This window comes from Variovorax sp. PBL-E5 (assembly GCF_901827185.1).
In the GTDB taxonomy this organism is placed as follows: domain Bacteria; phylum Pseudomonadota; class Gammaproteobacteria; order Burkholderiales; family Burkholderiaceae_C; genus Variovorax.
The window spans coordinates 1644848-1670733 of record NZ_LR594671.1; the positions used below are offsets into that span (position 1 = coordinate 1644848).

The following is a 25886-nucleotide window of genomic DNA, read 5'->3' on the forward strand; positions in this document are numbered from 1 at the left end:
CTCAGTCGTGCCTCTCTTCTGCCCATCGATGGCTGCGCACGGATTGGTGCGCCAGCGCAGTGAGGATCAGCATGGTTGCTCCGAGCACGAGCGCGAAAACGCCCATGTCGAAGAACAGCGCGCTGGGCACATGGATCTCGCCGAGCAGCGGCAGATGCAGGTGCGCGGTGTGCGTCGTGAGGAACGGAAAGCCCCATGCCACCGCGCCCGAGCCGGTGGCCAGCGCGAGCAGCAGGCCGATCGCGATCCAGCGCCGCGGGTAGATGCGCAGATGCTCTTCCACCCACTCGGTGCCGGAGACGATGAACTGCAGCACCAGCGCGACCGACATCACGAGCCCGGCGACGAAGCCGCCGCCCGGCTGGTTGTGGCCGCGCATGAAGAAATAGACCGAGACCAGCACCGACAGCGGCAGCAGCAGTCGCACCAGCACGGCGGGCACCATCAGGTAGCCGACCGCGGTGTCCTTGGCGCGGCGCGGGTTCAGCAGATCGCTGCTGCCGTCGTCCGCCGGTGCCCGCTGCTGCGCCGGCAGCGCCATCGATTCGATCGCTGGACGAAAGCGCCGCAGCAGCGCATAGACGGTCAGCGCGACCACGCCCAGCACCGTGATCTCGCCGAAGGTGTCGAAGCCGCGGAAGTCGACCAGCATCACGTTGACCACGTTGGTGCCGCCGCCCTCGGACAGCGCGCGTTCGAGGAAGAAGGGCGAGATGCTTTGCGGGAACGGTCTCGTCATCACGGTCCATGCGAGCGCCGCCATGCCGCAGCCGGCGGCGATGGCGATCGCGAGATCGCGCGTGCGGCGTCCCCAGAGCCGCCATCGTGTCTGCGCAGGCTGTGTCGTGGCGGTGCGCATCGGCAGCCAGCGCAGGCCGAGCAGGATCAGCACCGTGGTCACCGTCTCCACCACCAGTTGGGTGAGCGCAAGGTCGGGTGCCGAGAACCAGATGTAGGTGATGCAGCACACCAGGCCCGCGCCCGAGGCCAGCATCAGCGAGGCCAGCCGGTGGAACTTGGCCTGCCAGGCCGCGGCGAGCGCGCATGTCGCGCCGATGAGCCACGTCATCGCGAACATCGGCGAGAAGGGCAGCAGCTCGCGCGTGCCGCGTTCGGCGGGCGCGAGCCAGAGCGACGCTGCCGCGCCACCCACCGCGACGATTACCAGCAGGAGCAATTGCGCCTGCAGCCGCCGCGTGCCGAACAGACGCCGGCTGCGACGGCCGGCTTCGCCGAGGCGGGCGAGCAGGTTCTCGAACACCCGCTGGCCGTCGAAACCGTGCAGCAGCGGCGTGTACTCGAGCGCACCGCGCGTGCGGCCGCGCCGCTGCAGCAGGTAGAGCGCCGCACCGCCGGCCAGCGCGATGAAGCTCATCAGGAGCGGCAAGTTGAAACCATGCCACACCGCGAGGCTGTATTCGGGCAGCACGCCGCCGACCACCGGCGCGGCGGCCGTCGCGAGAAAGGCGCCCACCGACCAGGCCGGCGCCACGCCGACCACCAGGCAGGCCAGCACCAGCAGCTCGACCGGCACGCGCATCCAGTGCGGCGGCTCGTGCGGCTGCCTCGGCACGGCGGGCCCGCAGGGCGGGCCGAAGAAGACATCGAATACGAAGCGCGCCGAATAGGTGACACTGAAGATGCCGCCGAGCGTCGCGACGATGGGCAAGGCCCAGTCGACCCACGGCGTCGCCTGGATGAAGACCGTTTCGGCGAAGAACATTTCCTTCGACAGAAAGCCGTTGAGCAGCGGCACGCCCGCCATCGAGGCACTCGCGATGATCGCGAGCGTGCCGGTGATCGGCATCAGCTTGAGCAGCCCGCTCAGCTTGCGGATATCGCGCGTGCCGCTCTCATGGTCGATGATGCCGGCCGCCATGAACAGCGAAGCCTTGAAGGTCGCGTGGTTCATGATGTGGAACACGGCCGCGACTGCGGCGAGCGGACTGTTGAGCCCGAGCAGCAGTGTCGTGAGCCCGAGGTGCGAGATCGTCGAATAGGCCAGCAGCGCCTTGAGGTCGCGCTGGAACATGGCGATGTAGCCGCCGAGCAGCAGCGTGGCGGCGCCGGCGCTGCTCACCAGCCAGAACCATTCGTCGGTGCCGGAGAGCACCGGCCACAGCCGCGCCATCAGGAACACGCCGAGCTTCACCATCGTGGCCGAATGCAGGTACGCGGACACCGGCGTGGGCGCCGCCATCGCGCGCGGCAGCCAGAAGTGGAACGGGAACTGTGCACTCTTGGTGAAGGCCGCGAACAGCACCAGCACCAGCGCCACCGGATAGAGCGGATGTGCACGGATCGCGTCGCCCGAGGCCAGCACCACGTCGAGGTCGTAGCTGCCGACGATGCGGCCCAGCACCAGCACGCCGGCCAGCAGGCACAGGCCGCCCGCGCCGGTGACCGTCAGCGCCATGCTGGCGCCGCGCCGCGCATCGCGCCGGTGATGCCAGTAGCCGATCAGGAGGAAGGAGAACAGGCTGGTGAGTTCCCAGAACAGCACCATCTGCACCGTGTTGCCCGAGAGCACCACGCCCATCATCGCGCCCATGAACGCAAGGAAGAAGGAGAAGAAGCGCGGCACCGGATCGGACGCCGACATGTAGTAGCGCGCATAGAGCACCACCAGCGCGCCGATGCCCAGCACCAGCATGCAGAACAGCCATGCGAAGCCGTCCATGCGGAACACCAGATCGAGACCGAGCGCGGGCAGCCACTCGATCTTCTGCCGGATCACGTTGCCGTTGGCCAGATGGGGAAAGAGGAACGCGGCCTGGATCGCGCAGCCCAGCGCCACCACGCCTGCCAGTGTCGACTCCCGATTGCGGGCGTTCGACGGCAGCAGGGCCGCGAGCACGCTGGCAATGAAGGGAAGTGCGACGAGGAAGACAAGGGGCATTGCGATCGATTCTATCGAGCGCCCCTTGGAGAATCCTCCACGTCAGGCCATGAAGTGCTGCACCGTGCGGAAGCCCAGCCAGGTCAGGCACAGCGAGCCGCCGAGGTGCACGGCGACGGTGCCCAGTGCGAGTCCAGGTCGGCCACCGAGCAACATGCCGACGACCTCGGCCGAGAAACTCGAGAAGGTGGTGAGCGTACCCAGGAACCCGGTGATCACCATGAGCCGCCAGGCCGGATCGATGTCCGGCATGCCGTCGAACACCCCGATGGCCACGCCGATCAGGTAGCCGCCGATCAGGTTCACGGCCAGCGTGCCCCATGGGATCAGACCGCCGGGATTGAGCCACAGGGCAAAGCCCCATCGTAGAAGTGCGCCGGTGCAGGCGGCCGCGCAGATGACGAGGACATTCAACAGCATGCGGCGATTATCCGGGGCCGCCGGGTGGCGTCATGCGCCCCCGGCGTCGAAGAGGACGGGCCATGAAAAAGCCGCCCGAAGGCGGCTTGTCTTTCATCGCCGCGGCCATGCGGCGACGGCACCGTTCAAGGTTTCGCGACGGCCTTCTTCGATTCGGTCTTCGCGACCTTGGCGGGCGCAGCGGCGCCGTTGAAACTCTCGCCGTTGACGGTGAGGCCCTCGGATGACAGCTTGGCGGCCTTCTTTTCCTTCACGCCCTTGACGCGCGTCATGAGGTCGGGCCAATCCTTGAAGGCTCCTTGCTTGCGTGCCTCGACGATGCGCTTGGTGAGCGAGGGGCCGACGCCCTTGAGTCCATCCAGTTCCGCGTCACTGGCCTTGTTGGCATCGACCGCTGCCCACGAGGCGACAGCAAACAACATGGCCGCGATGGCCACGATTTTCTTCAGCATAAAAACTCCCTGCATTGTTGTTTGAGAGACGTTGGAAGGCGTCCCGCCTGACACCGGACGCGCCAGGCGTCAGTTCAACGTCAGCGCGCGCGAAGCGGTTGACGCCGCCGAAACTCAGAGTTCTTCGACGCGCCGCGGCGGGTAGCTGTCCCAGGCCTGGCAACCCGGGCAATGCCAGAAGTACTGATGGGCTTCGAAGCCGCAAGCCGCGCACCGATAGCGCATCAGCGGCCGCGTGGCCTGATCGAGTGCGCGCTGCACCTGCGGATGAAACTGCTCGTGATGAAAGCGTTCACCGGCCAGCCAGCGCGATGCCGCCACGAGGGAAGGCTGCAGCGTCAGGTGGGCGATGTAGCCGTCGCGCGGTTCTCTGGGTTCGGTCTGTTCCTCGTCGGGCAATGCCGGCGCGCCGCCCAGTGCGATGATCGCCTCGAGCACATCGATCGATGGCGACTCGACGTAGCGGCGCTGAAGCAGGACCAGCGCCTCGCCGGCGCGCTGCGCAGCGACGGCCGCCTGCTGCAGCATCGCGGCATAGAGGGGCAGTGCGAGGGGCGCGCTTTCGCTGAGCGAAGCGAGCGTCTGGAAAGCCTCGGCGGATTCGCCGTTGCGCAGTTGCAGTGCCGCGGTGTCGATGGCCGGCCGCGGTGCCTGCGGTGCCAGCGCGACAGCCTGTTGCAACAGCTGCGCCGCGCCATCGAGCTCGCCGGCGGCCACCTGTTCGGCCGCCTGCTCGCACAGATGGTGCGCGCGGCGCGTGCTGTAGCTGGCCTGCTCGGATTCGTCGAGCTTCTGCGCCACCGCTGCGGCCTGCGCCCATTCGCGCGAGCGCTCGTAGATGGCGAGCAGAGAAAGGCGCGCCTCGTTCTCGTAGCGCGTGCCTTCGAGCTTCTGCAGCGCGGCTTCGGCGCGATCGAGCAGGCCTGCGCGCAGGAAATCCTGTGCGAGCGCATGCTGTGCACGGTCGCGATCGGCACGGGAGAGATCGCCACGGCCCAACAGGTGTTCGTGCACGCGCACGGCACGCTGGTATTCGCCGCGACGGCGGAACAGGTTGCCGAGCGCGAAGTGCAGTTCCTGGGTGTCGGGATCGTTCTGCACGGCCTCGATGAACGCATCGATCGCCTGGTCCTGCTGCTCGTTCAGAAGAAAGTTGAGACCGCGAAAGTAGGCCTTGGGCGCCTGGCGGTTCTCGATCCGCAACTGCCGCAGGTCGAAGCGGGAAGCGACCCAGCCGAGGATGAACGCGATCGGCAGCCCGAGCAGCAACCAGCTGAGATCAAAGTCCATGTTGGCGCACGGCGGGCAGGTCGGTCGTGGGCGTCGCGGACATCGGCGCAGCGGCGGCCGGCATCGGCGCGGAAGGCAGTTGCGCCGCCGCGCTGCGGTGCTTCCACCAGCCCGGCAGCATGCCGAGCGCGCCGACCACGAGGCCACCCGCAAAGGCCGCGAGCACCACCAGCACCAGCGGCGCGCGCCACGAAGTTCCGAAGAAGAAGTACACCGTCGCGTCGTGCTGGTTGTTCAGCGCGAAGGCGAAGAGGGTAAAAAAAATGGCTGCCTTCAGCAGCCACAGGAGGTATTTCATGCACGTCCCCGTTGGCGGGGGAATTCTATGCCGGCCTATCGCGGCATCGGCATTGGGCAAAGGTCGGGGCCGTCTCAACCGTGCTTGCGCTGCTCGGCGTCGAGCTCCGCGGTGCGCGCGTCGACCGCTTCTCGCAGCGCCTTGCCCGGCTTGAAATGCGGAACGCGCTTCTCGGGAATCTGCACACTCTCGCCCGAACGCGGGTTGCGGCCGATGCGAGGCGGACGACGATTGACCGTGAAGCTGCCGAAGCCGCGAATCTCGATGCGGTGGCCGCGCACCAGTGCATCGCTCATCGCATCAAGAATGGTCTTGACGGCGTATTCGGCATCGCGGTGCGTCAGTTGCGCGAAGCGCGCCGCCAACTCTTCAACAAGGTCTGAACGAGTCATAAACCACAGAAGGACACGGAGAGCGAAGCCCTCCGTGCAGTCGTCTGCTTATTTCTCGCTGTTGTCCAGCTTGGCACGGAGCAGGGCGCCCAGGCTCGTCGTGCCTGCGTTTTCGCGGGCCGACTGCTGACTCAGGCTGGCCATGGCGCCCTGTTCGTCGACCATGTCCTTCTGCTTGATCGACAGCTGGATGTTGCGGGTCTTGCGATCCACGTTGACCACCACGGCCGTGACCTCGTCGCCTTCCTTGAGCACGTTGCGTGCATCTTCCACGCGGTCGCGGGAGATTTCGCTGGCGCGCAGGTAGCCGATGATGTCTTCGCCGAGGTCGATCTCGGCGCCGCGCGCGTCGACGGTCTTGACCTTGCCGGTGACGATCTGGCCCTTGTCATTGACGGTGGTGAAGGTCGTGAACGGGTCGCTGTCGAGCTGCTTGATGCCCAGGCTGATGCGTTCGCGGTCGACGTCCACGGCCAGCACGATCGCTTCGACTTCCTGGCCCTTCTTGTAGTTGCGCACGGCGGTTTCGCCGGGCTCGTTCCAGGAGAGGTCGGACAGGTGAACCAGGCCGTCGATGCCGGCAGCCAGACCCACGAACACGCCGAAGTCGGTGATCGACTTGATCGGGCCCTTGACGCGGTCGCCGCGCTTGGTGTTCTGCGCGAACTCCTGCCACGGGTTGGCCTTGCACTGCTTCATGCCGAGGCTGATGCGGCGCTTGTCTTCGTCGATTTCCAGCACCATGACTTCGACTTCGTCGCCGAGCGAGACGATCTTGTTCGGCGCGATGTTCTTGTTGGTCCAGTCCATCTCGGACACGTGCACCAGGCCTTCGATGCCGGGTTCGAGTTCGACGAACGCGCCGTAGTCGGCGATGTTCGTGACCTTGCCGAACAGGCGCGTGCTCTGCGGGTAGCGGCGCGAAACGCCCATCCACGGATCGTCGCCCATTTGCTTCAGACCCAGCGAGACACGGTTTTTCTCGGTGTCGAACTTGAGGATCTTGGCGGTGATTTCCTGGCCGGCCTGCACCACTTCGCTCGGGTGGCGCACGCGGCGCCATGCCATGTCGGTGATGTGCAGCAGACCGTCGATGCCGCCGAGGTCGACGAACGCACCGTATTCGGTGATGTTCTTGACGACGCCGCGCACGACTGCGCCTTCCTTCAGGGTTTCCATCAGCTTGGCGCGTTCCTCGCCCATGCTGGCTTCGACCACGGCGCGGCGCGAGAGCACCACGTTGTTGCGCTTGCGGTCGAGCTTGATGACCTTGAATTCGAGGGTCTTGTTCTCGTAGGGGGTCAGGTCCTTGATCGGACGCGTGTCGATCAGCGAACCCGGCAGGAAGGCGCGGATGCCGTTGACCAGGACCGTGAGGCCGCCCTTGACCTTGCCGCTGGTGGTGCCGGTGACGAAATCGCCGGATTCGAGCGCCTTCTCGAGCGCGAGCCACGAAGCCAGACGCTTGGCGGTGTCGCGCGAGAGGATGGTGTCGCCGTAGCCGTTCTCGACGCTGCCGATGGCAACGGAGACGAAATCGCCGGCCTGGACTTCGAGTTCACCCTTGTCGTTCTTGAACTCCTCGATCGGCACGTAGGCTTCGGACTTGAGGCCTGCGTTGACCACGACGTGGTTGTGTTCGACACGCACGACTTCGGCGGTGATGACCTCGCCGGTGCGCATTTCGGAACGCTTCAGGGATTCTTCGAAGAGGTCGGCAAAAGATTCAGACATTGTCAGTGTTCCTTCCGTCACGCAGGGTTGGCAGTCGCAATTGCAAGATCGCGGCGACTGGCTGGGGTCTGGAGACGGCGGTTGTGGGCTGGAGGCCCGGTTAAAAGTTGAACAACCAGCAGGCCAGTGCGCTGTCGCGCGATGGGGGCCTGCTGGACCGAAACACCCTTCAAGAAGACTCGAAGGGCTGTACTTCCTGCCACCAGTCCAGCACCTGCTCGACCGATTGCTCGATCGAAAGCAGGGAGTTGTCCAGGAGGCGGGCATCAGGCGCCGGCTTCAGCGGCGCGACGCTGCGAGACGAATCCCGCAAGTCACGCGCTTCCAGGTCGGCGCGAAGACTGTCAATTGTAGTCGAAATACCCTTTGAAATCAATTGCTTATGGCGTCGTTCGGCGCGCCGCGCGGCGCTCGCGGTGAGGTAGACCTTGAGCGAGGCATCGGGAAAGATCACGGTGCCCATGTCGCGGCCATCGGCGACCAAGCCCGGCAATTGCCGGAAGTTCTTCTGCAGCATGAGCAGCGCGTTGCGCACGGCCGGCAACACCGAGACACGGGAGGCGTCCATGCCGGCGGCTTCGGTGCGGATGGCGTCGCTCACGTCTTCGCCGGCCAGGAGAACCTTGCCCTCGGCGAAACTGAGCGGGAGGCTGCCCGCCAGTTCGGCAATGAGGCTTTCCTGCCCGGGCTCGGGTGCCAGACCCTGGCGGCGCATGGCCAGGCCCGTCACACGATAGAGCGAACCCGAGTCGAGATAGTGGTAGCCGAGCCACCGTGCCACCTCGACCGCGAGCGTTCCCTTGCCGGACGCAGTGGGTCCATCGATGCAGATCACGGGCACCCCGGCAGCCTCGGTCACCGTGAACAGCGCTTCGAAATAATCCGGAAAGGTCTTGGCGACGCAATGAGGTTCGAGAATGCGCACCGGCAAGCCGGCCGGATTGAAGGCGGCCAGTGCGAAGCACATCGCCACGCGGTGATCGTCATAGGTGCGGATGCTCGCCGCCCGCCAATCCGATGCCGCCAACGGATGCACGCGGATGAAGTCGGGGCCGTCCTCGACGGTGGCACCTAGCTTGCGCAACTCGTTGGCCATGGCGTCGATGCGATCGGTTTCCTTCACGCGCCAGCTGGCGATGTTGCGCAGGGTGCTGGGGCCATCGGCATGAAGCGCCATGACCGCGAGCGTCATGGCCGCGTCGGGAATGTGATTCGCGTCCAGATCGATGGCCTTCAGCGGCCAGGCGCCGCGCGAAGCTTCGAGCCAGTTCGGCCCGCTGTCGATGCGCGCACCCATCTGTCGCGCCGCTTCGACGAAGCGGATGTCGCCCTGGATCGAGTCGGCGCCGACCCCTTCGATCCGGACCGGCGCGCCGCCCGGCCGGCCCGCGGCCATGGCGCCGAGCGCGATGAAGTAGCTGGCCGAGGAAGCGTCGGCCTCGACATGGATCTCGCCGGGCGAGAGGTATCGGCTGCCGGCCGGAATCGTGAAGCGCTGCCAGCCGTCGCGCTGCACGGCGATGCCGAAGCGCGCCAGCAGATTGAGCGTGATCTCGACGTAGGGCTTGGAAATCAGCTCGCCGACCACTTCGATCACGATGTCCTGCCGGGCTGCCGCCAGCGGAAGCGCCAGCAGCAGCGCCGTGAGGAACTGGCTCGAGACATCGCCGCGAACGCGGATCGGCGCATCGAGCTGCAGCGAATCGGGTGCGACGGGGTGGATGCAGAGCGGCGGAAAGCCCGGGTTGCCGAGGTAATCGATGCGGCAGCCGAACTGGGTCAGCGCATCGACCAGGTCGCCGATCGGCCGCTCGTGCATGCGCGGAACGCCGCGCAGTTCGAATTCGCCGCCGAGCAAGGCGAGTGCCGCGGTCAGCGGCCGCATGGCGGTGCCGGCATTGCCGAGGAAGAGCGAGGCGCGCGGCGTGCGCAACCGGCCGCCCAGCCCTTCGACGCGAACCGTGGTGCCCATGCTTCGCTCGATGCCGCAGCCCAGCGCCGCAAGCGCGTCCAGCATCACGCGCGTGTCGTCGGAATCGAGCAGGTCGCGCACGGTGGTCGTACCGTCGGCCAGCGCAGCCAGCAGAAGCACGCGATTGGAAATGCTCTTGGAGCCTGGCAATCGGACGGTGCCGGCCGCCCCGGCGAGCGGGGGAATGTCGAGAAAGTGCGTGGAGAACATGTCAGCCGTTGCGCCATTGGGCGCGTGTGCGGCTCGCCGCAGCGATCGAATTCTCGAGTGCCTGCGCATCGCTCGCAGCGATCAGGGCTTCGAACTGCATCAGACTCTGACGGAAGGCCTTCGACTGCAGCAGCACCTGCTCGCGATTGGCCAGCAGGATGTCGCGCCAGACGGCCGGATCGCTGGCGGCGATGCGTGAAAAATCGCGGAAACCGGACCCGGCCAGCTCCAGGAAGCGCTCGCCCTCAGGGTGGGCGGCAATGGCATTGGTGAAGGCGAAGGCCAGCAGATGGGGCAGATGGCTCACGGCGGCGAGCGCGCTGTCGTGGGCTTCGTGCGTCATCGTCAGCACCTTGCCGCCGACAGCCGACCAGGCCTGCGTGGCACGCTGCACGTTCGAACGCAGCGTCGCCTTGATCGGCGTGAGGACGACATGCCGGCCGACGAACAGGTCGGCATCGGCGTGCTCGACGCCTGAAACCTCCTTGCCTGCGATCGGATGCGCCGGGACGAAGTTGCCGAGCTGGTCCTGCAGGCCGCGGCGCGCGGCCTCGATCACATCGCCCTTGGTCGACCCTACGTCCATGACGAGCATCTGTTCCGTGATGCCGTGGCGGATCGCCTTGAAGGTCAGCTCGGAGGCACCTACCGGGACCGCGATCAGCACGATGTCGGCGCCCGAGATGGCGAGCAGCGCGGAAGGAGCTGCCACGTCGATCACGCCGAGCTGCCGGGCGCGTTCGGTGGTCGAAGGGGACTTGCTGTAGCCGACCACGCGCTTGACCCGCCGCGCGCGCTTGAGCGCCAGTGCAAAGGAGCCGCCCATCAGGCCGCAGCCGATCAGACCCAGCTGTTCGAACATGCGCGCCTCAGGCCGTGACGGGGTAGGCGCCGATGACTTTGTAGAACGCACAGAGTTTGCGCAATTCGGCGAGTGCGGCGGCGACGTTGGGCTGCGACGGGTGGCCGTCGAGGTCGATGTAGAAGTAGTACTCCCACTGCCCGGTGCGCGCCGGCCGCGACTCGAAGCGCGTCATGGAGACATTGTTGACCTTGAGCGGGACCAGCAGGTCGTGCACCGCTCCGGGGCGATTCGGCACCGAGACGATCAGGCTGGTGCAGTCCCTGCCGGAAGCCGGCGGCATCGCCAGCGTCTGCGGCAGGCAGATGATCGCGAAGCGTGTGCGGTTGTACGAGTCGTCCTGGATGGCGTGCGCAACGATATGCAGGCCGAAGCGCGTCGCGGCGCGCTCGCTCGCGAGAGCCGCCCATGCCGGATTGCCGGCTGCCAGCCGTGCGCCTTCGGCATTGCTGGACACCGCGCGGCGCTCGGCCCGGGGAAGGTGCTTGGAAAGCCAGGTCTGGCACTGCGCGAGCGCCTGCGGATGCGCGAGCACGGCCTCGATGTCTTCGAGGCTGTTGCTGGTGCGCAGCAGGTGATGACGCACCAGCAGGCTGACTTCGCCGACCACGTGGGTCGGTGAGTGCAGCAGCAGATCCAGCGATCGCGTGACGACGCCCTCGGTCGAATTCTCGATGCCGACGACGCCGTACTGCGCGCTTCCGGCGGCCGTGGCGTGGAAGACTTCGTCGAAACTGGCGCAATGGATCAGGTCGGCCGCACCGCCGAAGTACTCGATGGCCGCCTGCTCGCAGAAGGTGCCTTCGGGGCCCAGCACGGCGACCCGCTGCGGCGACTCGAGCGCCAGGCAGGCGGACATGATCTCGCGCCAGATGGCCGCTACGTGCAACGCCTTCAGCGGGCCGGCATTGCTCTGCTGCATCTTCTCGATCACCTGCGCCACGCGATCGGGGCGGAAGTAGGGCGTGCCCTCGCGCTTCTTGATCTCGCCGACCTCTTCGGCGACATGCGCGCGCCGGTTCAGGAGATCGAGCAGTTGCTGGTCGAGCGAGTCGATCTGCACGCGCAGATCGCCAAGGCTGGAGGAGGTGTCGGGAACAGGGGGCTGTGGGGCGGGTGCGGTCATCGGTCAGGTGCGCATGCGCTCTATGCGTGCGACCGTTCGAATTCTCGCATGTAGTGCACGAGTGCTTGCACGCCAGCCATCGGCATCGCGTTGTAAATGCTGGCGCGCATGCCGCCGACGGACTTGTGCCCCTTCAATTGAAGCAGGCCCGCATTGCGGGCGCCGGCCAGAAACGCCTCGTTGCGGCGCTCGTCCCGCAGAAAGAAAGGGACGTTCATGCGCGAACGGCAATCGACGGCGACCCTGTTCTCGTAGAAATCCGAAGCGTCGATGAAGTCGTACAGGAGCCGCGCCTTGGCGATGTTGCGGTTTTCCATCGCTTCGACGCCCTGGCGTCCGTCTTCGGTTTGCTGCAGCAGCCACTGGAAGGTCAGGCCGGCGACATAGATGCCCCAGGTCGGCGGCGTGTTGAACATCGACTGGTTGTCGGCAACGGTCTTGTAGTTGAAGGCGCTGGGACAGATCTCGAGCGCGCGGCCGAGCAGATCGTCGCGCACGACCACGATCGTGAGGCCGGCCGGCCCCAGATTCTTCTGAGCGCCACCGAAAGCAAGGCCGACGCGGCGCCAGTCGACAGGCCGGGACGCGACGTGCGAGGAAAAGTCGATGGCGAGCGGCGCATCGCTGCCGAGTGCCGCGAGATCGGGCAGTTCCTGGAACTCGACGCCATGGATCGTCTCGTTGCTGCACACGTGCACGTACGAGGCACCCTGCGTGAGCTGCCAGGTCGCCGGATCGGGCAGCCGCGTGTGCTGCGCATCGGCATTCGTTGCCGCCACGTTCGCTTTGCAGTAGCGCTGCGCCTCCTTCTGCGATTTGGCGCTCCAACTGCCCGTGATCACGAAGTCGGCGATGGTGCCGCGCGACAGGTTCATCGGCACGATCGCATTTTCTGCGAGCCCGCCTCCCTGCATGAAGAGGATGTGGAAATGTTCCGGTATCGACAGGAGCGTACGGAACGCGGCCTCGGCCTGCGTGCAGATCGCGCCGAACTCCTTGCCGCGGTGGCTCATCTCCATGACGCTCATGCCGCTGCCGTGCCAGTCCAGCATTTCGGACGCGGCGATTTGCAACACCGCCTCCGGCATCGCGGCAGGGCCGGCAGAGAAGTTGTACGGGCGCGCCACCGCGGGCTGCATCACTTCTTGGCAGGCGCCTTGGGCGCTGCTTTCGCCGGTGCCTGTCCGCCCGAGGAGGATGCTGCCCCGCCGCCGTTGGTGGGGGCGCCCAGCGCTCTGGCAACGTTGGCGTCGAGCGTCGTCATCTTGGGTTCGATGCTCGCGCGCGTCTCGGCCACCAGCTTTTCGGTGAGCGCGGTCTGCATCTTCGGGTTGAGCTCCTGGTACTTCTTGGCCAGCGGCGAGCTGATCCACGCCACCAACTGGCGCAACTCGTCTTCGGTGAAGCCCTGTTCCAGGATCGGGCCGATGGTGGTGGGCGCGAGTTGCACGGCCTTGTCACGCACGATCGGGAAGGATTCGTCGAAGTACTTCTTGAGTTCCGCGTCGGCCGCCTTGGCCGCGGCTTCGCGCTTGTCGGCCGGCACCTGCGTTTGCAGATACTGCGACCCTGCCTGCGCGATCGGCGCGCTGGACTGTTCGACCAGTCCGCGCGCAAGCGATTCGATGCCCGGGCGTTGCAGATCGAGGAACTGCTTGATCAGCGCAGCCTTGTCCTGCGCCATGGCCATCGAGCTGCTGGCGAGCGCAACCGTCAGAAGCGCGAGTTTGATTTTGTTCACTGAGGATTCTCCGTTGAAGATGATGGGGAAGTGTCGTCGGCACCGGGCTCGATCTCGACATTGGCGTCGTTCTCGACGATGCGCTGCAGCCCGCTGAGCTTGGCGCCTTCGTCGAGTCCGATGAGCGTGACACCCTGCGTCGCACGCCCCAGTTCGCGAATTTCGGAGACACGGGTGCGTACGAGCACGCCCTTGTCGGTGATGAGCATGATTTCGTCGTCGGCATGCACGAGAGTTGCCGCCACGACTTTGCCGTTGCGCTCACTTTGTTGAATCGCGATCATGCCTTTGGTTCCGCGTCCATGACGCGTGTACTCGGTAATGCTTGTACGTTTTCCGTAACCATTTTCCGTGGCGGTCAGGACGCTCTGAGCCTCGTCTTCCGCCACCAGCATCGCGATCACGCCCTGGCCGTCCTCGAGTGTCATGCCGCGCACGCCGCGCGCGTTGCGCCCCATCGGCCTCACGTCGTTCTCGTCGAAACGCACGGCCTTGCCGCCGTCGGAGAACAGCATGACATCGTGCGCGCCGTCGGTCAGCGCGGCACCGACGAGATAGTCGCCGGGGTCGAGGTCCACCGCGATGATGCCGGCCTTGCGCGGATTGCTGAATTCGTCGAGCGTCGTCTTCTTGACGGTGCCCATCGAGGTCGCCATGAACACGTACTGGTTGGCCGGAAAGGTGCGTTTCTCGCCAGTCAGCGCGAGGACGACGTTGATCTTCTCGCCTTCCTGCAGCGGGAACATGTTGACGATGGGGCGCCCGCGGGAGCCGCGCGAACCGGCAGGCACCTCCCACACCTTGAGCCAGTAGAGCCGGCCGCGGTTGGAGAAGCACAGGATGTAGTCGTGCGTATTCGCGATGAAGAGCTGATCAATCCAGTCGTCTTCCTTGGTCGCGGTGGCCTGCTTGCCGCGTCCGCCGCGCTTCTGGGCCCGGTATTCGCCCAGCGGCTGGCTCTTGATGTAGCCGCTGTGGGAGAGCGTGACGACCATGTCGGTGGGCGTGATCAGGTCTTCCGTCGAGAGATCGAAGGCACTGTGCTCGACCTGGCTGCGGCGCGCACCGAGCTTGCTTTGCCCGAACTCCTGCTTGATCGTGGTGAGCTCGTCGCCAATGATCACGGATACGCGCTCGGGCTTGGCGAGGATGTCCAGCAGATCGTCGATCTCCGCCATCACTTCCTTGTATTCGGCGACGATCTTGTCCTGCTCGAGGCCGGTCAGGCGCTGCAGGCGCATCTGCAGGATTTCCTGGGCCTGCGTGTCCGACAGGCGGTAGAGCCCGTCCGAACCCATGCCGTAGCCGATCTCGAGGCCATCCGGACGGTAGTCATCGGCATTGATCACGCCGCCGTCGGCGCGGGTGCGCGTCAGCATCTCCCGCACCAGCTTGCTGTCCCATGCGCGGGTCATCAACTCGGCCTTGGCGACCGGTGGCGTGGGCGCATTGCGGATGATCGCGATGAATTCGTCGATGTTGGCGAGCGCGACGGCAAGGCCCTCGAGGACATGGCCGCGCTCGCGCGCCTTGCGTAGCGTGTAGACCGTGCGCCGCGTGACGACTTCGCGGCGATGCTGCAGGAAGACCTCGATCAGGTCCTTGAGGTTGCACAGCTTCGGCTGGCCGTCGACCAGCGCCACCATGTTGATGCCGAAGGTGTCCTGCAGCTGCGTCTGCTTGTAGAGGTTGTTGAGCACCACTTCGGGCACTTCGCCGCGCTTGAGCTCGATGACCAGCCGCATGCCCGATTTGTCGGACTCGTCCTGGATGTGGCTGATGCCCTCGATCTTCTTCTCGTGCACCAGCTCCGCCATGCGCTCCTGCAGCGTCTTCTTGTTGACCTGGTAGGGCAGCTCGTCGACGATGATCGCCTGCCGTTGTCCACGATCGATGTCCTCGAAGTGGCACTTGGCGCGCATCACGACCTTGCCGCGGCCGGTGCGATAGCCGTCCTTGATGCCGTTGATGCCGTAGATGATGCCGGCCGTGGGGAAGTCGGGGGCCGGCACGATCTCCATCAGGTCGTCGATCCCTGCGTCGGGATGGCGCAACAGATGCAGGCAGGCGTCGACCACCTCATTCAGGTTGTGCGGTGGAATATTGGTCGCCATGCCGACCGCGATACCGCCGGCGCCATTGACCAGCAGATTCGGTAGCTTGCTGGGTAATACCAAAGGCTCTTTTTCGGAGCCGTCGTAATTCGGTCCGAAATCGACGGTTTCCTTGTCGATATCGGCCAGCATTTCGTGCGCGATTTTTGCCAGCCGGATCTCGGTATAGCGCATGGCCGCCGCCAAATCCCCGTCCACCGAGCCGAAATTGCCCTGGCCATCAACCAGCATGTGACGCATCGAGAAGTTCTGCGCCATCCGCACGATGGTGTCGTACACCGATTGGTCGCCGTGCGGGTGGTACTTGCCGATCACGTCGCCCACGATGCGCGCGGATTTCTTGTACGGCCGGTTCCAGTCGTTGTTCAGCTCGTGCATGGCGAACAACACTCGCCGGTGCACCGGCTTGAGGCCGTCACGTGCGTCGGGAAGCGCCCGGCCGACGATCACGCTCATCGCGTAATCGAGATAGCTGCGGCGCATTTCCTCTTCGAGACTGATGGGTAGTGTTTCTTTGGCGAACGAGGTCATGAGCGGCGGGCGGACAGCAAGGAGCCGAAATTTTACGCTCCGGAGGGTGTCGCACCGCCGCAACACAAGGCCGGTATTCCGCCTCCGTCCTACGTTTCGGGAGCGCCTCACGGGCTGTTTGCCAAAGACCCTATGGCACAATCGCCTCAACGTTTTGGGTGGTGGTCACTTAAAGCGTCCTTGATTCGCAGCGCGGCTGCGGCTTTTTCCCCAAGAGGAGAACCATGAAGAAACTGAATAAAGTGGCGATGATGTTTGCAGTCGCTGCGCTCGCCACAGCCGCCGGCGCGCAGACCCGTGTCACCGCCGCGAACGGTGGCCCCGTGATTGACAACTGGCAAAACGGCACCGGCGAACTGGTCTGGAAAAACGGCACCAACGAACTCTGCTGGCGTGACGCCAACTGGACGCCGGCAACGGCTGCCGCAGGTTGCGACGGTGCGCTGGTTCCGGCGGCTCCTGCTGCTGCTGCGCCTGCTGCTGCTCCCGCTGCGCCGCAGCCGCCCGCCGTCGCTGCCTCGAAGGTGACCTTCGCTGCCGATGCATTCTTCGATTTCGACAAGTCGGTGCTCAAGCCCGAAGGTCGTGCGAAGCTGGATGACCTCGTGCAGAAGATCAAGCCGATCAACCTCGAAGTGATCATTGCCGTCGGCCATACCGACTCGATCGGTACCGTGGCTTACAACCAGCGCCTGTCTGTTCGCCGCGCTGAAGCCGTCAAGGCCTATCTGGTCTCGAAGGGCATCGAGCGCAACCGTGTCTACACCGAAGGCAAGGGCAAGTCGCAACCGGTGGCTGATAACCGCACCAAGGAAGGTCGCGCCAAGAACCGCCGCGTTGAAATCGAAGTGGTAGGTACCCGCGCTCAGTGATTCGCAAGAATCCTCGATGAAAAACCCCGCCTCGGCGGGGTTTTTTTATGCCTTTTCCGATTGCAAGGCGTGTCGCCGGCGCTCGCTTGGCGACGTTGGCAATTGGCGGCGTTTCATAATCGGGGCATGACAGATACCGTGAATGCCGATCCGGCCGAACTCGCCAAATTTTCCGAACTTGCGCATCGTTGGTGGGATCAGGAAAGCGAATTCCGCCCGTTGCACGAAATTAATCCGCTGCGCCTCGAATGGATCGACGGCATAGCGCCTATCGCCGGATCCCGGGTGCTGGATGTCGGTTGCGGCGGAGGAATTCTGGCCGACGCGATGGCGCGCAAGGGCAGCGACGTTCTCGGCATCGATCTGGCCGACAAGGCACTGAAGGTCGCGCAGCTGCACGCACTGGAAGCCGCGACCCCCGGTGTGAAATACCGCGAGGTCAGCGTCGAGGCGCTCGCCATGGAACAGCCGGAAAGCTTCGACATCGTGACCTGCATGGAAATGCTGGAGCATGTGCCGGAGCCTGCCTCGGTCGTAAATGCTTGCGCTCAACTTGTCAAGCCCGGCGGCTGGGTGTTCTTTTCGACGATTCATCGGAACCTGAAGTCATTCCTGTTCGCCATCGTCGGCGCCGAATACGTCCTCGGCATGTTGCCGCGCGGAACGCACGAATACCGCAAGCTCATTCGCCCGAGTGAACTCGCGGCCTATTGCCGTACGGCTGCCCTCGACCTGCGCCACACGCGCGGGATGGAATACAACCCGATGACCCGCCGCTACCGCCTGAGCGAAGATACGAGCGTCAACTACATGTTTGCGACCCGCAAGCCGGTGGTGCTTCGATGATGGCGCGGGACGAAACGACGGCCGTCTTGTTCGACCTCGATGGCACGTTGATCGACAGCGCCCCCGATCTCGGGGCTGCGGCCGACCAGATGCGCACGGATCGGGGCATGCCATCGCTTCCGTTGGATCGCTATCGGCCGATGGCAGGCTCCGGTGCGCGCGGCATGTTGGGCGTGGCGTTCGGCATCGCCCCCGACGCCTCCGAGTTCGAGCCCTTGCGCGAGGAGTTCTTTCGCAACTACGAGGCTCGGATGCTGCGGAATACGCGGGTCTTCGAGGGCATATCGGAACTGGTCGATGCGTTGCGCGCGCGTGGGCTGCAGTGGGGTGTGGTCACGAACAAGTCCGTTCGATTCACGGGCCCGCTGACGCGTGCTCTGCCGTTGTTCGAAACGGCACGTGCCATCGTCAGCGGCGACACCACCCCCTATGCCAAACCGCATCCCGAACCCTTGTTCGAGGCCGCGCGCCGGCTCGGCGTGTCGCCAGCCTGTTGTATCTACGTGGGCGATGACGAGCGGGACATGATCGCGGGCCGCGCCGCCGGCATGCGGACGGTGGCGGCTGCGTATGGCTACATGGGCGCGGATGCGGACGTCACGCGGTGGGAGGCCGATGCCGCCATCGCTTCGCCTCTGGAACTCTTGCAACTGCTCAAACAGGCCTAAAATAGCTCACTTGGGGCTGCACTGGTTTCGACGCGGGTTCGGAATCGCAGCGGGGCATGTCGAGCTGAATGCGCTCGTAAAACAGATTCAAACAAACTAACTGCAAACGACGAACGTTTCGCACTCGCCGCTTAATTGCCGGTGAGCTTTGCAACAGCAGGCCGATGGGCTGGGCAAGGGGGCGCTGGAGCAATCCGACGCCTCCCGGCTGCAAAGATAATCTACATGGGCTGGTCCTGATCCGGGTACCTTGGGTCGGGACGAGAAAATAGGGTGCTGGCGGCCGGTGTAGCGTGCGACTGCGCGACACCGGTGGCGAGACCTAAATCAGATCGCTAAACATGTAGATCTGCGCGACGAAGGCTTGCGGACGGGGGTTCAAATCCCCCCAGCTCCACCATACAACGACATCCGGACCGAGGCCCTCGTGAGCAGGGCCTGCGCGAGGGATCGTACGTCCCCCTGGGACCAGCATCAGTCTCGGATGCCGAACCGGTACAGGGTCGTACTAGAGAAGACTTCGCCCGGCCGCAGTACCGTCGACGGGAAGTCCGGGCGATTCGGTGAGTCCGGATAGTGCTGCGTCTCCAGGCAGAGCCCGTCGCCCTGCCTGTACGCGTTGCCGGCTGCGCCCACCAGGCGGCCGTCCAGGAAATTGCCCGAATAGAACTGCAGGCCCGGCTCGGTGGTCTCGACTTCCAGCATGCGGCCGGAACTCGGATCCGTGAGGCGCGCGGCCAGGTGCGGCGCCGCCGTCTCGCCCGCATCCAGCAACCAGTTGTGGTCATAGCCGCGCGCCCTGACCAACTGGACATGCCCGGATCGAATGCGCTCGTCGATCGCTCGATCGTCGCGAAAGTCGAAAGGCGTTCCCGCCACGTCCGCCGTGCCTTCGGGAATCAGACCCTCGTCGATCGGGCAATAGCGACTGGCCGGAATGGCAAGGCGGTGATTCAGCGCGCTGCCCGAACCCGCGAGATTGAAATAGCTGTGCTGGGTGAGATTGACGACCGTCGTGCGATCGCAGGTGGCGCGATAGCCGATGCGCCACTCGTTCGCGGGCGTGACCACGTAATGCACCTCGACCTGCATCCGGCCCGGAAAGCCCTGTTCGCCGTCCTCGCTGAGATAGTCGAGCTTGAGCCCGACGCTGCCGTCGGTGGCGGGCGCGATGGGCACGATGTTCCACCACCGTTTGCCGAAGCCGGTCGATCCGCCATGCAAGGTGTGGGTGCCGTCGTTCGCGTCCAGCTGAACATGCGCGCCGTCCAGCGAAAAGCGGCCCTCGGCGATCCGGTTGGCGTAGCGTCCGACGATCGTGCCGAAGTGCGGATGGGGTGCTTCGTAATCTGCAAGCGATGCAAAGCCGAGCACGATGTTGTCGACCCGGCCCTCGCGGTCCGGAACCCGGATCGCGGTGACGATGCCACCGAGGTTGATGGCACAGAGCGAAAGTCCCTGGCCATTGTCCAGCGTGTATTCATGCACCGTCCGGCCGTCGGCGAGGCGGCCGAACTCCCGGCGCGTGACGCTGGCGCGGTGCGCATCCGGCGGCCGGCTCACACCCATCCTCCATCCACCACGAAGTCCTGGGCCGTGCACATCGCGCTGTCGTCGGAGGCGAGAAAAAGCGCCATGCGCGCAATGTGCTCCGCCATCAAGGGCCGGTTGATGCACTGTCCCCGCGCGATGTCGGCGCGTGCTGCGTCGTCCACCCACAGGCGCACCTGCTTCTCGGTCATGACCCAGCCCGGCACCAGCGTGTTGACGCGGATGTTGAACGCCCCGAGATCGCGTGCAAGGCTGCGCGTCAGGCCTTGCACGGCGGCCTTGGCCGTGGTGTAGACCGGCATGCCCCCTTGCTTGAGCATCCAACTGATGGAGCCGAAATTCACGATCGAGCCGCTGCCGGCCTGGCGCATGTCCGCGGCTACGTTGCGGGCCGCGAAGAATTGATGCTTCAGATTCACCGCGATGCCGGCATCCCAGGCTTGTGCGGTGGTCTCGTCGATGCTGTGGCGGCGATCGTTGGCCGCATTGTTCAGCAGAACGAGAAGGGGGCCGAAGCGCTTGCGCACGGTATCGATGGCGCCCTCCAGCGCGGGGATGTCCGTCAGGTCCGTCTCGACGAAGAGCGGTGCGTGGCGTGATCCTGCCAGCGCGTCGGCGAGCGCAGCACCGGCTCGCGCATCGATGTCGATGAAGCCGACCTTTGCGCCCTGGTCTGCGAAATGCTCGACCAGACTGGCGCCGATGCCGGTGGCACCGCCGGTGATGAGCACGGTCCGGTCGGTCAGGCTGGGGTATCGGGCATGGGTCATGGCGGCGTCTCCGGGAGGTCGGTGTTTTAATTAGTCTGACTATATCGTGCCGCATCGACATCCGGCCACCACCCCTTGAGTCCATCGGAGGATCCAGCCCGTGCCCATCGACGAGACGAACGCCCCGCATCGCGATCTGGGCTACCGCGAACCGCCGGACCGCAAGAGCATGCATTCGCAGATCGTGCGCGACGTGGGCATCCGGATCGTCGCCGGCAGCTACAAGCCGGGCGACCTGCTTCCGCCGGAGCCGTCCCTCTGCGCCGCCTATGAAGTGAGCCGCTCGGTCTTGCGAGAGGCGACGCGTGTGCTCGTCGCCAAGGGGCTCGTGATCTCCCGGCAGCGCACGGGTGTCATCGTGCGGCCACGAAGCGACTGGCACCTGTTGGACCCCGACGTGCTGTACTGGCTGATCCAGACGCGGCCGCCGGCGGAGTTCGTCGAGACCCTGCTGACCGTGCGCCGCATCTTCGAGCCGGCCGCCGCGCAACTGGCCGCCGAGGTGGCCAGCGCACAAGGCGTACAGGCCATCGCCGAAGCCTATGCAGGCATGGAAGCCGCGCAAACACCCGAAGAACTGCTGGAGCCCGATCTCGCGTTCCATCGGCGCATCGCGCAGGCAACCGGCAACGATCTGCTGGCCTACATCGGCAACATGCTCTCGCTGGCACTGCGCGAGTCCATCAAGCTCAGCAGCCGGCATCCCGACACGCATGCCTTGTCGCTGCCGCGTCACAAGGCCATCCTGAAGGCCATCTCGAATCGGAATCCGCGCGCTGCGCGTCGCGCCGCGCTGGTGCAGCTCGAGGCGACGCGCAAGGATCTTTCCGAGATCCTCGATCGCGATGTCGATCGGGCCTAGAAACGGGAATCTCGTTCTTTGGTTCTTGTGCTTTCATTCGCCGGCATGCGAGCTATAGTCGGCGTCGCTGCCGAGCGCAGCTTGCATGTTCATAAAAAAATCGGCGTCCATGCCAGCCGCGTGCAGAGAGAGGACACCCATGGATTCAGTGACCACCGCGCTCACGAGCTACTACGACACCGTGCCGTACGACTCGCACCCATTTCCGCAGGCCAGCGTGGAACATCTGGAGGCGCTCGCCTTTCTCTTCGGCCTGCGCTCGCCGCCGCCCGAGAAAGCCCGGGTGCTCGAGCTCGGTTGTGCCGCCGGCGGCAATCTGATTCCGTTGGCCGCCCGGCATCCGGACCTGCGTGCCACGGGCGTGGACCTGTCGCAAGTCCAGGTCCGGCAGGGGGCGACGGCCATCGCGCAGGCGCGCCTGATGAACATCGAACTGCGCGCCTTCAACATCGCGGACATCGACGCCTCCTTCGGCGAGTTCGACTACATCATCTGCCATGGCGTCTACAGCTGGGTGCCGCAGCCGGTGCAGGACGCGATCCTGCGCGTGTGCGCCCAGAATCTCGCGCCCGATGGCGTGGCCTATGTCAGCTACAACGTCTATCCCGGCTGGAAGGCCCGCGAGATCGTGCGCGACGCGATGATCCTGCGCGGGGCGCCGCGCGACGAGCCGGACGAAAAGCTGTCGTATGCGCGCGGCATGCTCGAATTCCTCGAGCAGTCGGCGCGGCCCGACAGCGTGCTCAAGAAGACGCTCGAGGAAAACATGCCGCTGGTGCGGTCCGCGAACAAGTCCTATCTGCTGCATGAGTTCCTCGAGCCCTGCAACGCACCCTGTTATTTCAAGGAGTTCGTTGCGCGCGCCGGTGCGCACGGCCTGAGCTATCTGGCCGATGCCGAGCCATCGTCGATGTTCGTCCAGAACTACGGCGACAAGGTGCGCGAACCCCTATTGCGCGAGTGCGGCGGCAGCCAGATCATGATGGAGCAGTACCTGGACTTCCTGGTCAATCGGACCTTCCGCCAGACGCTGCTCGTCAAGCAGGACCGCGCCACCGACATCCGGTATCGGCTCGATCCGGAGCGCATCCGCGCATTGGAATTCGCGGGCACGTTCGCCGCAGTGGATGGCCGGGCGCTGACGCTCGATGCGGTCGAACAGCCCTGCCATGCGATACGCAAGCTCAATGTCACGCTGCGTCTGCCGGTTCACAAGGCCGTGGCGCAGGTACTCGACGAGCGCTACCCGGCGACCGTCTCGATCGATGCGCTGGTCGCCAGCGGCTCGGCCCGCACCGGCGAGCCCCGTGCGGCGGTGGAGCCGGTCGTGATGGCCATGCTCGAGCAGCTTCTGATCCTCGGTGCCGTACGCATCCGACGCTCTGCGCCGCAGGTTGCTTCCTACGTGTCGGAGTTCCCGCGTGCGCTCGAGGCCGTGCGCGGCGCGCGCGGCCTCGCGCTGAGCGTGGGACCTTCGGCCGAAGTCTGCAATCAGTGGCACGAGCCGGTCGGCTTGTCGATGCTCGAGCGCTGCGTGCTGCCATTGCTCGACGGCAAGCATTCGCATGACGACCTGGCGCAACATCTGGCGGCCGAGGCGCGCGCGGAACGCTTGCGCTTCATCAAGGAAGACAAGCCCGTCACCGACGACGAGGCGCTGTGCGCATTCACGCAAGAGCAGGTGGCTCTTGCGCTCCGGGACCTGCGGCGCAAGGGGCTGCTCGTATCCTGAATCGTCGTTTGAAAAAGGAAAGTGCTCTGAGACACGCTGAATGGATCCCGGGATGGCGCACAGTCATTGCGGCCGCGTTCGTGCTGGTGAGCGCGGCGCAGGTTCAAGCCGCCTCGCGAGCGCCGGTCGCGGCCGAGAACGGCATGGTCGTCACCGCGCAGCATCTGGCGACGCACGCCGGTGTCGATGTGCTCCAGCGTGGAGGCAATGCGATCGATGCCGCGGTCGCGGTCGGCTATGCGCTGGCCGTGGTTTATCCCGCGGCCGGAAACCTGGGCGGTGGCGGCTTCATGACGATCCAACTCGCGGATGGCCGCAAGACCTTCCTGGACTTCCGCGAAAAAGCCCCGCTCGCTGCCACCGCCAACATGTACCTCGACAAGGACGGCAACGTCATCAGCGGCCTGAGCACCAAGGGGCATCTGGCGGTCGGCGTGCCGGGCAGCGTTTCCGGCATGGAGTACGCACGCGAGAAGTACGGCACGATGAAACGCAGCGCATTGCTGGCACCTGCCATCCGGCTGGCCGAGCGCGGCTTCACCCTCGATCAAGGCGACGTCGAGATATTCTCCAGGGCCACGGCCGACCTCAGCGAAGATCCTGCATCGGCCGCCATTTTTCTCGACAAGGGTGAAGCCCTCGTCGCCGGCCAGAGGCTGGTGCAGAAGGACCTGGCGAAGACGCTGCGCAGCATCAGCGCGAAAGGCACGGACGGCTTCTACAAAGGCCCGGTGGGCGCGGCCATCGTCGCATCCAGCCGCGCCGGCAAGGGCCTCATCACGCAGGCCGACCTCGACCAGTACACAACGCGCGAACTGCCGCCGATCGAATGCGACTACCGTGGCTACCACGTCGTCTCGGCACCGCCGCCGAGCTCGGGCGGCGTGATCATCTGCGAGATGCTCCACATCCTCGAAGGCTATCCGCTCAAGGACCTGGGCTTTCATTCGGCGCAGGCCGTGCACTACGAGATCGAAGCAATGCGGCACGCCTACGTGGACCGCAACAGTTATCTGGGTGATCCTGACTTCGTGAAGAACCCGCTGGACCGCCTGCTCGACAAGGGCTATGCAGAGAAGATCCGCGGCGTGATCGATCCCGGGAAGGCCGGCGTCTCGAAAGACATCATGCCCGGCGTTGCGCCGCACGAGGGCACGAACACCACACACTATTCGATCGCCGACCGATGGGGCAATGCCGTGTCCGTGACCTACACGCTCAACGACTGGTTCGGCGCCAGGGTCACGGCCGCCAGGACCGGCGTGCTGTTGAACGACGAGATGGACGACTTCACCTCGAAGATCGGTGCGCCCAATCTCTATGGCCTGGTGCAGGGCGAGGCCAATGCCATCGCACCGGGCAAACGCCCGCTGAGTTCGATGAGTCCGACCATCGTCAGCAAGGACGGCAAGCCGGTGCTCGTCGTCGGCACGCCCGGGGGCAGCCGGATCATCACCACCGTGCTTCAAACCATCCTCAATGTGATCGACCACGACATGGACCTGCAGGAGGCCGTGGATGCGCCACGCTTTCACCAGCAATGGCAGCCTGACGTGACCGAGTTCGAGCCCTTCGCGCTGTCTGCCGACACGCGAAAGATCCTGCTCGGCATGGGCCACAAGCTTGGCACGGAACAGCCTGCCAATCACGTGGCAGCCATCCTCATCGGAGCGCCATCGTTGAAGGGCGCACCGGTGGCCGGCGCCCGCTTCTTCGGGGCGAACGATCCGCGCTACAAGACAGGTCTGGCGCTGGGGTACTGATGCGTATCGAAGAAATTCTCTACACCCAGGGCTTTGGCACGCGCAGGGTCTGCGCCGGGCTGGTTCAGCAAGGCCTGGTGCGCGTGGCAGGCAAAGTCGTGGCGGACGCCAGCGACGATGTCCCGGTCGATGGCTTGCGCTTCACGGTGCAGGGCACCGAGTGGGCGTACCACGAGAAAGCCTACCTGATGCTGCACAAGCCGGCCGGCACCGAGTGCTCGCAGAAGCCGTCGACCTATCCCAGCATCTACACTTTGCTGCCGTCGCCATTGCGCCTGCGGCCGAACAAGGGCGCGGTACAAGGCGTCCAGGCGATCGGCCGGCTCGACCAGGACACCACGGGACTGCTTCTGCTGACGGACGACGGCCAGTTCATCCACCGAATGGGTTCGCCGAAACACCATGTGCCGAAGGTCTACGAGGTGAGCGCCAAGCATCCGCTCGACGATGCACAAGTGGCGAAGCTGCTGGCCGGCGTCGTGCTCGACGACGACCCGAAGCCGGTGCGCGCGGCGGCATGCGAGATCGTCGGGCCGCTGCATCTGAGGCTCACCCTCACCGAAGGCAAATACCACCAGGTCAAGCGCATGCTGGCGGCCGTCGGCAACCGGGTCGAGGCGCTGCACCGCTCGCGCATCGGCGCGCTCGCACTGCCCGCGGATCTGGCGCCGGGCCAATGGCGCTGGCTCGGCGCCCAGCAGGTCGAGGCCCTGCGAAGCGCGCGTCCAGGTCAGCCAGCCGAGGGCTTGGATCGTTAAACTCGGAAGCCTTCTTCCGGAAC

At 65.3% G+C, this 25886-nt stretch carries 22 protein-coding genes and 1 other RNA gene; 8 read left to right on the forward strand and 15 right to left on the reverse strand.

The window, feature by feature from the left end; translation table 11 throughout:
• Window position 1: 1 nt before the first annotated feature.
• From WDLP6_RS08040 to gyrA, 13 genes are all read right to left on the reverse strand, one after another.
• The gene (locus WDLP6_RS08040; RefSeq protein ID WP_162591912.1) at window positions 2–2899 is read right to left on the reverse strand and encodes a monovalent cation/H+ antiporter subunit A; all 2898 of its coding nucleotides are present in this window, start codon (window positions 2897–2899) and stop codon (window positions 2–4) included.
• A gap of 42 nt (window positions 2900–2941) precedes the next feature.
• The gene (gene crcB / locus WDLP6_RS08045; protein WP_162591913.1) at window positions 2942–3319 is read right to left on the reverse strand and encodes a fluoride efflux transporter CrcB; all 378 of its coding nucleotides are present in this window, start codon (window positions 3317–3319) and stop codon (window positions 2942–2944) included.
• Window positions 3320–3444: 125 nt separating this feature from the next.
• Window positions 3445–3771: a ComEA family DNA-binding protein gene (locus WDLP6_RS08050; RefSeq protein WP_162566525.1), complete on the reverse strand. Its 327-nt coding sequence runs from the start codon at window positions 3769–3771 to the stop codon at window positions 3445–3447.
• A gap of 114 nt (window positions 3772–3885) precedes the next feature.
• Window positions 3886–5061 (reverse strand): lipopolysaccharide assembly protein LapB, encoded by a 1176-nt coding sequence (gene lapB / locus WDLP6_RS08055; RefSeq protein WP_162591914.1) that lies wholly within the window; start codon window positions 5059–5061, stop codon window positions 3886–3888.
• Window positions 5051–5359, reverse strand: coding sequence for a LapA family protein (locus WDLP6_RS08060; RefSeq protein ID WP_162591915.1), 309 nt, complete (start codon window positions 5357–5359; stop codon window positions 5051–5053). Before WDLP6_RS08060 ends, lapB begins: the two co-directional genes overlap by 11 nt.
• 74 nt (window positions 5360–5433) lie before the next feature.
• Window positions 5434–5751: an integration host factor subunit beta gene (locus tag WDLP6_RS08065; RefSeq protein ID WP_162566528.1), complete on the reverse strand. Its 318-nt coding sequence runs from the start codon at window positions 5749–5751 to the stop codon at window positions 5434–5436.
• A gap of 48 nt (window positions 5752–5799) precedes the next feature.
• Complete coding sequence (gene rpsA / locus WDLP6_RS08070; protein WP_162566529.1) at window positions 5800–7485, reverse strand: 30S ribosomal protein S1; 1686 nt, start codon at window positions 7483–7485, stop codon at window positions 5800–5802.
• 169 nt (window positions 7486–7654) lie between these two features.
• Window positions 7655–9667 (reverse strand): bifunctional 3-phosphoshikimate 1-carboxyvinyltransferase/cytidylate kinase, encoded by a 2013-nt coding sequence (locus WDLP6_RS08075; protein WP_162591916.1) that lies wholly within the window; start codon window positions 9665–9667, stop codon window positions 7655–7657.
• Window position 9668: 1 nt separating this feature from the next.
• Window positions 9669–10529 (reverse strand): prephenate dehydrogenase, encoded by an 861-nt coding sequence (locus tag WDLP6_RS08080; RefSeq protein ID WP_162591917.1) that lies wholly within the window; start codon window positions 10527–10529, stop codon window positions 9669–9671.
• A gap of 7 nt (window positions 10530–10536) precedes the next feature.
• Window positions 10537–11655: a prephenate dehydratase gene (gene pheA / locus WDLP6_RS08085; protein ID WP_162591918.1), complete on the reverse strand. Its 1119-nt coding sequence runs from the start codon at window positions 11653–11655 to the stop codon at window positions 10537–10539.
• A gap of 20 nt (window positions 11656–11675) precedes the next feature.
• Complete coding sequence (gene serC / locus WDLP6_RS08090; RefSeq protein ID WP_174259926.1) at window positions 11676–12782, reverse strand: 3-phosphoserine/phosphohydroxythreonine transaminase; 1107 nt, start codon at window positions 12780–12782, stop codon at window positions 11676–11678.
• Window positions 12783–12793: 11 nt separating this feature from the next.
• On the reverse strand, window positions 12794–13396 hold the full coding sequence (locus WDLP6_RS08095) for a DUF2059 domain-containing protein (protein ID WP_162566534.1): 603 nt from the start codon (window positions 13394–13396) through the stop codon (window positions 12794–12796).
• Entirely contained in the window at window positions 13393–16041 is a 2649-nt protein-coding gene (gyrA, locus tag WDLP6_RS08100; RefSeq protein WP_162591920.1) for a DNA gyrase subunit A, read from the reverse strand. The genes WDLP6_RS08095 and gyrA overlap by 4 nt, the downstream gene beginning before the upstream one ends.
• A gap of 224 nt (window positions 16042–16265) precedes the next feature.
• Here gyrA and ompA point away from each other — a divergent pair, with 224 nt between their 5' ends.
• The 4 genes from ompA to ssrA all read left to right on the forward strand — a co-directional run bounded on the left by ompA (window position 16266) and on the right by ssrA (window position 18827).
• Entirely contained in the window at window positions 16266–16913 is a 648-nt protein-coding gene (gene ompA, locus WDLP6_RS08105; RefSeq protein ID WP_162566536.1) for an outer membrane protein OmpA, read from the forward strand.
• Between the two features lie 126 nt (window positions 16914–17039).
• Window positions 17040–17759: a bifunctional 2-polyprenyl-6-hydroxyphenol methylase/3-demethylubiquinol 3-O-methyltransferase UbiG gene (gene ubiG, locus WDLP6_RS08110; protein ID WP_162591921.1), complete on the forward strand. Its 720-nt coding sequence runs from the start codon at window positions 17040–17042 to the stop codon at window positions 17757–17759.
• Window positions 17759–18427 carry a phosphoglycolate phosphatase gene (gene gph / locus WDLP6_RS08115; RefSeq protein ID WP_162595012.1) on the forward strand — a complete coding sequence of 223 codons (669 nt, stop codon included), beginning with the start codon at window positions 17759–17761 and terminating at the stop codon, window positions 18425–18427. The genes ubiG and gph overlap by 1 nt, the downstream gene beginning before the upstream one ends.
• Window positions 18428–18439: 12 nt before the next feature.
• Window positions 18440–18827, forward strand: a transfer-messenger RNA (tmRNA) gene (gene ssrA / locus WDLP6_RS08120).
• A 74-nt stretch (window positions 18828–18901) separates the two neighbouring features.
• On the opposite strand, the gene WDLP6_RS08125 is transcribed toward ssrA, so the two are convergent.
• Both WDLP6_RS08125 and WDLP6_RS08130 read right to left on the reverse strand, forming a co-directional pair.
• Window positions 18902–19996, reverse strand: coding sequence for an aldose epimerase family protein (locus tag WDLP6_RS08125; protein WP_162591922.1), 1095 nt, complete (start codon window positions 19994–19996; stop codon window positions 18902–18904).
• Entirely contained in the window at window positions 19987–20748 is a 762-nt protein-coding gene (locus WDLP6_RS08130; RefSeq protein WP_162591923.1) for an SDR family NAD(P)-dependent oxidoreductase, read from the reverse strand. Before WDLP6_RS08130 ends, WDLP6_RS08125 begins: the two co-directional genes overlap by 10 nt.
• 136 nt (window positions 20749–20884) lie before the next feature.
• On the opposite strand from WDLP6_RS08130, the gene WDLP6_RS08135 reads away from it, so the two are divergent.
• The 4 genes from WDLP6_RS08135 to WDLP6_RS08150 all read left to right on the forward strand — a co-directional run bounded on the left by WDLP6_RS08135 (window position 20885) and on the right by WDLP6_RS08150 (window position 25863).
• Window positions 20885–21610 (forward strand): FadR/GntR family transcriptional regulator, encoded by a 726-nt coding sequence (locus tag WDLP6_RS08135; RefSeq protein ID WP_162595013.1) that lies wholly within the window; start codon window positions 20885–20887, stop codon window positions 21608–21610.
• Window positions 21611–21749: 139 nt separating this feature from the next.
• Window positions 21750–23342, forward strand: a complete 1593-nt coding sequence (locus tag WDLP6_RS08140; RefSeq protein ID WP_232076995.1) for a methyltransferase regulatory domain-containing protein — start codon at window positions 21750–21752, stop codon at window positions 23340–23342.
• A gap of 143 nt (window positions 23343–23485) precedes the next feature.
• Window positions 23486–25105, forward strand: coding sequence for a gamma-glutamyltransferase (gene ggt / locus WDLP6_RS08145; protein WP_162595015.1), 1620 nt, complete (start codon window positions 23486–23488; stop codon window positions 25103–25105).
• Window positions 25105–25863, forward strand: a complete 759-nt coding sequence (locus WDLP6_RS08150) for a pseudouridine synthase (RefSeq protein WP_162591924.1) — start codon at window positions 25105–25107, stop codon at window positions 25861–25863. Before ggt ends, WDLP6_RS08150 begins: the two co-directional genes overlap by 1 nt.
• Window positions 25864–25886 lie beyond the last annotated feature (23 nt).

Coding starts and splice junctions, on each gene's coding strand:
- gph (WP_162595012.1), top strand. CDS start 17,759: ATGGCGCGGGACGAAACGACGGCCGTCTTGTTCGACCTCGATGGCACG.
- ggt (WP_162595015.1), top strand. CDS start 23,486: ATGGTCGTCACCGCGCAGCATCTGGCGACGCACGCCGGTGTCGATGTG.
- pheA (WP_162591918.1), bottom strand. CDS start 11,655: ATGACCGCACCCGCCCCACAGCCCCCTGTTCCCGACACCTCCTCCAGC.
- crcB (WP_162591913.1), bottom strand. CDS start 3,319: ATGCTGTTGAATGTCCTCGTCATCTGCGCGGCCGCCTGCACCGGCGCA.
- WDLP6_RS08065 (WP_162566528.1), bottom strand. CDS start 5,751: ATGACTCGTTCAGACCTTGTTGAAGAGTTGGCGGCGCGCTTCGCGCAA.
- WDLP6_RS08125 (WP_162591922.1), bottom strand. CDS start 19,996: ATGGGTGTGAGCCGGCCGCCGGATGCGCACCGCGCCAGCGTCACGCGC.
- WDLP6_RS08060 (WP_162591915.1), bottom strand. CDS start 5,359: ATGAAATACCTCCTGTGGCTGCTGAAGGCAGCCATTTTTTTTACCCTC.
- lapB (WP_162591914.1), bottom strand. CDS start 5,061: ATGGACTTTGATCTCAGCTGGTTGCTGCTCGGGCTGCCGATCGCGTTC.
- WDLP6_RS08150 (WP_162591924.1), top strand. CDS start 25,105: ATGCGTATCGAAGAAATTCTCTACACCCAGGGCTTTGGCACGCGCAGG.
- WDLP6_RS08130 (WP_162591923.1), bottom strand. CDS start 20,748: ATGACCCATGCCCGATACCCCAGCCTGACCGACCGGACCGTGCTCATC.
- ubiG (WP_162591921.1), top strand. CDS start 17,040: ATGACAGATACCGTGAATGCCGATCCGGCCGAACTCGCCAAATTTTCC.
- ompA (WP_162566536.1), top strand. CDS start 16,266: ATGAAGAAACTGAATAAAGTGGCGATGATGTTTGCAGTCGCTGCGCTC.
- WDLP6_RS08080 (WP_162591917.1), bottom strand. CDS start 10,529: ATGTTCGAACAGCTGGGTCTGATCGGCTGCGGCCTGATGGGCGGCTCC.
- WDLP6_RS08075 (WP_162591916.1), bottom strand. CDS start 9,667: ATGTTCTCCACGCACTTTCTCGACATTCCCCCGCTCGCCGGGGCGGCC.
- gyrA (WP_162591920.1), bottom strand. CDS start 16,041: ATGACCTCGTTCGCCAAAGAAACACTACCCATCAGTCTCGAAGAGGAA.
- WDLP6_RS08040 (WP_162591912.1), bottom strand. CDS start 2,899: ATGCCCCTTGTCTTCCTCGTCGCACTTCCCTTCATTGCCAGCGTGCTC.
- rpsA (WP_162566529.1), bottom strand. CDS start 7,485: ATGTCTGAATCTTTTGCCGACCTCTTCGAAGAATCCCTGAAGCGTTCC.
- WDLP6_RS08050 (WP_162566525.1), bottom strand. CDS start 3,771: ATGCTGAAGAAAATCGTGGCCATCGCGGCCATGTTGTTTGCTGTCGCC.
- WDLP6_RS08140 (WP_232076995.1), top strand. CDS start 21,750: ATGGATTCAGTGACCACCGCGCTCACGAGCTACTACGACACCGTGCCG.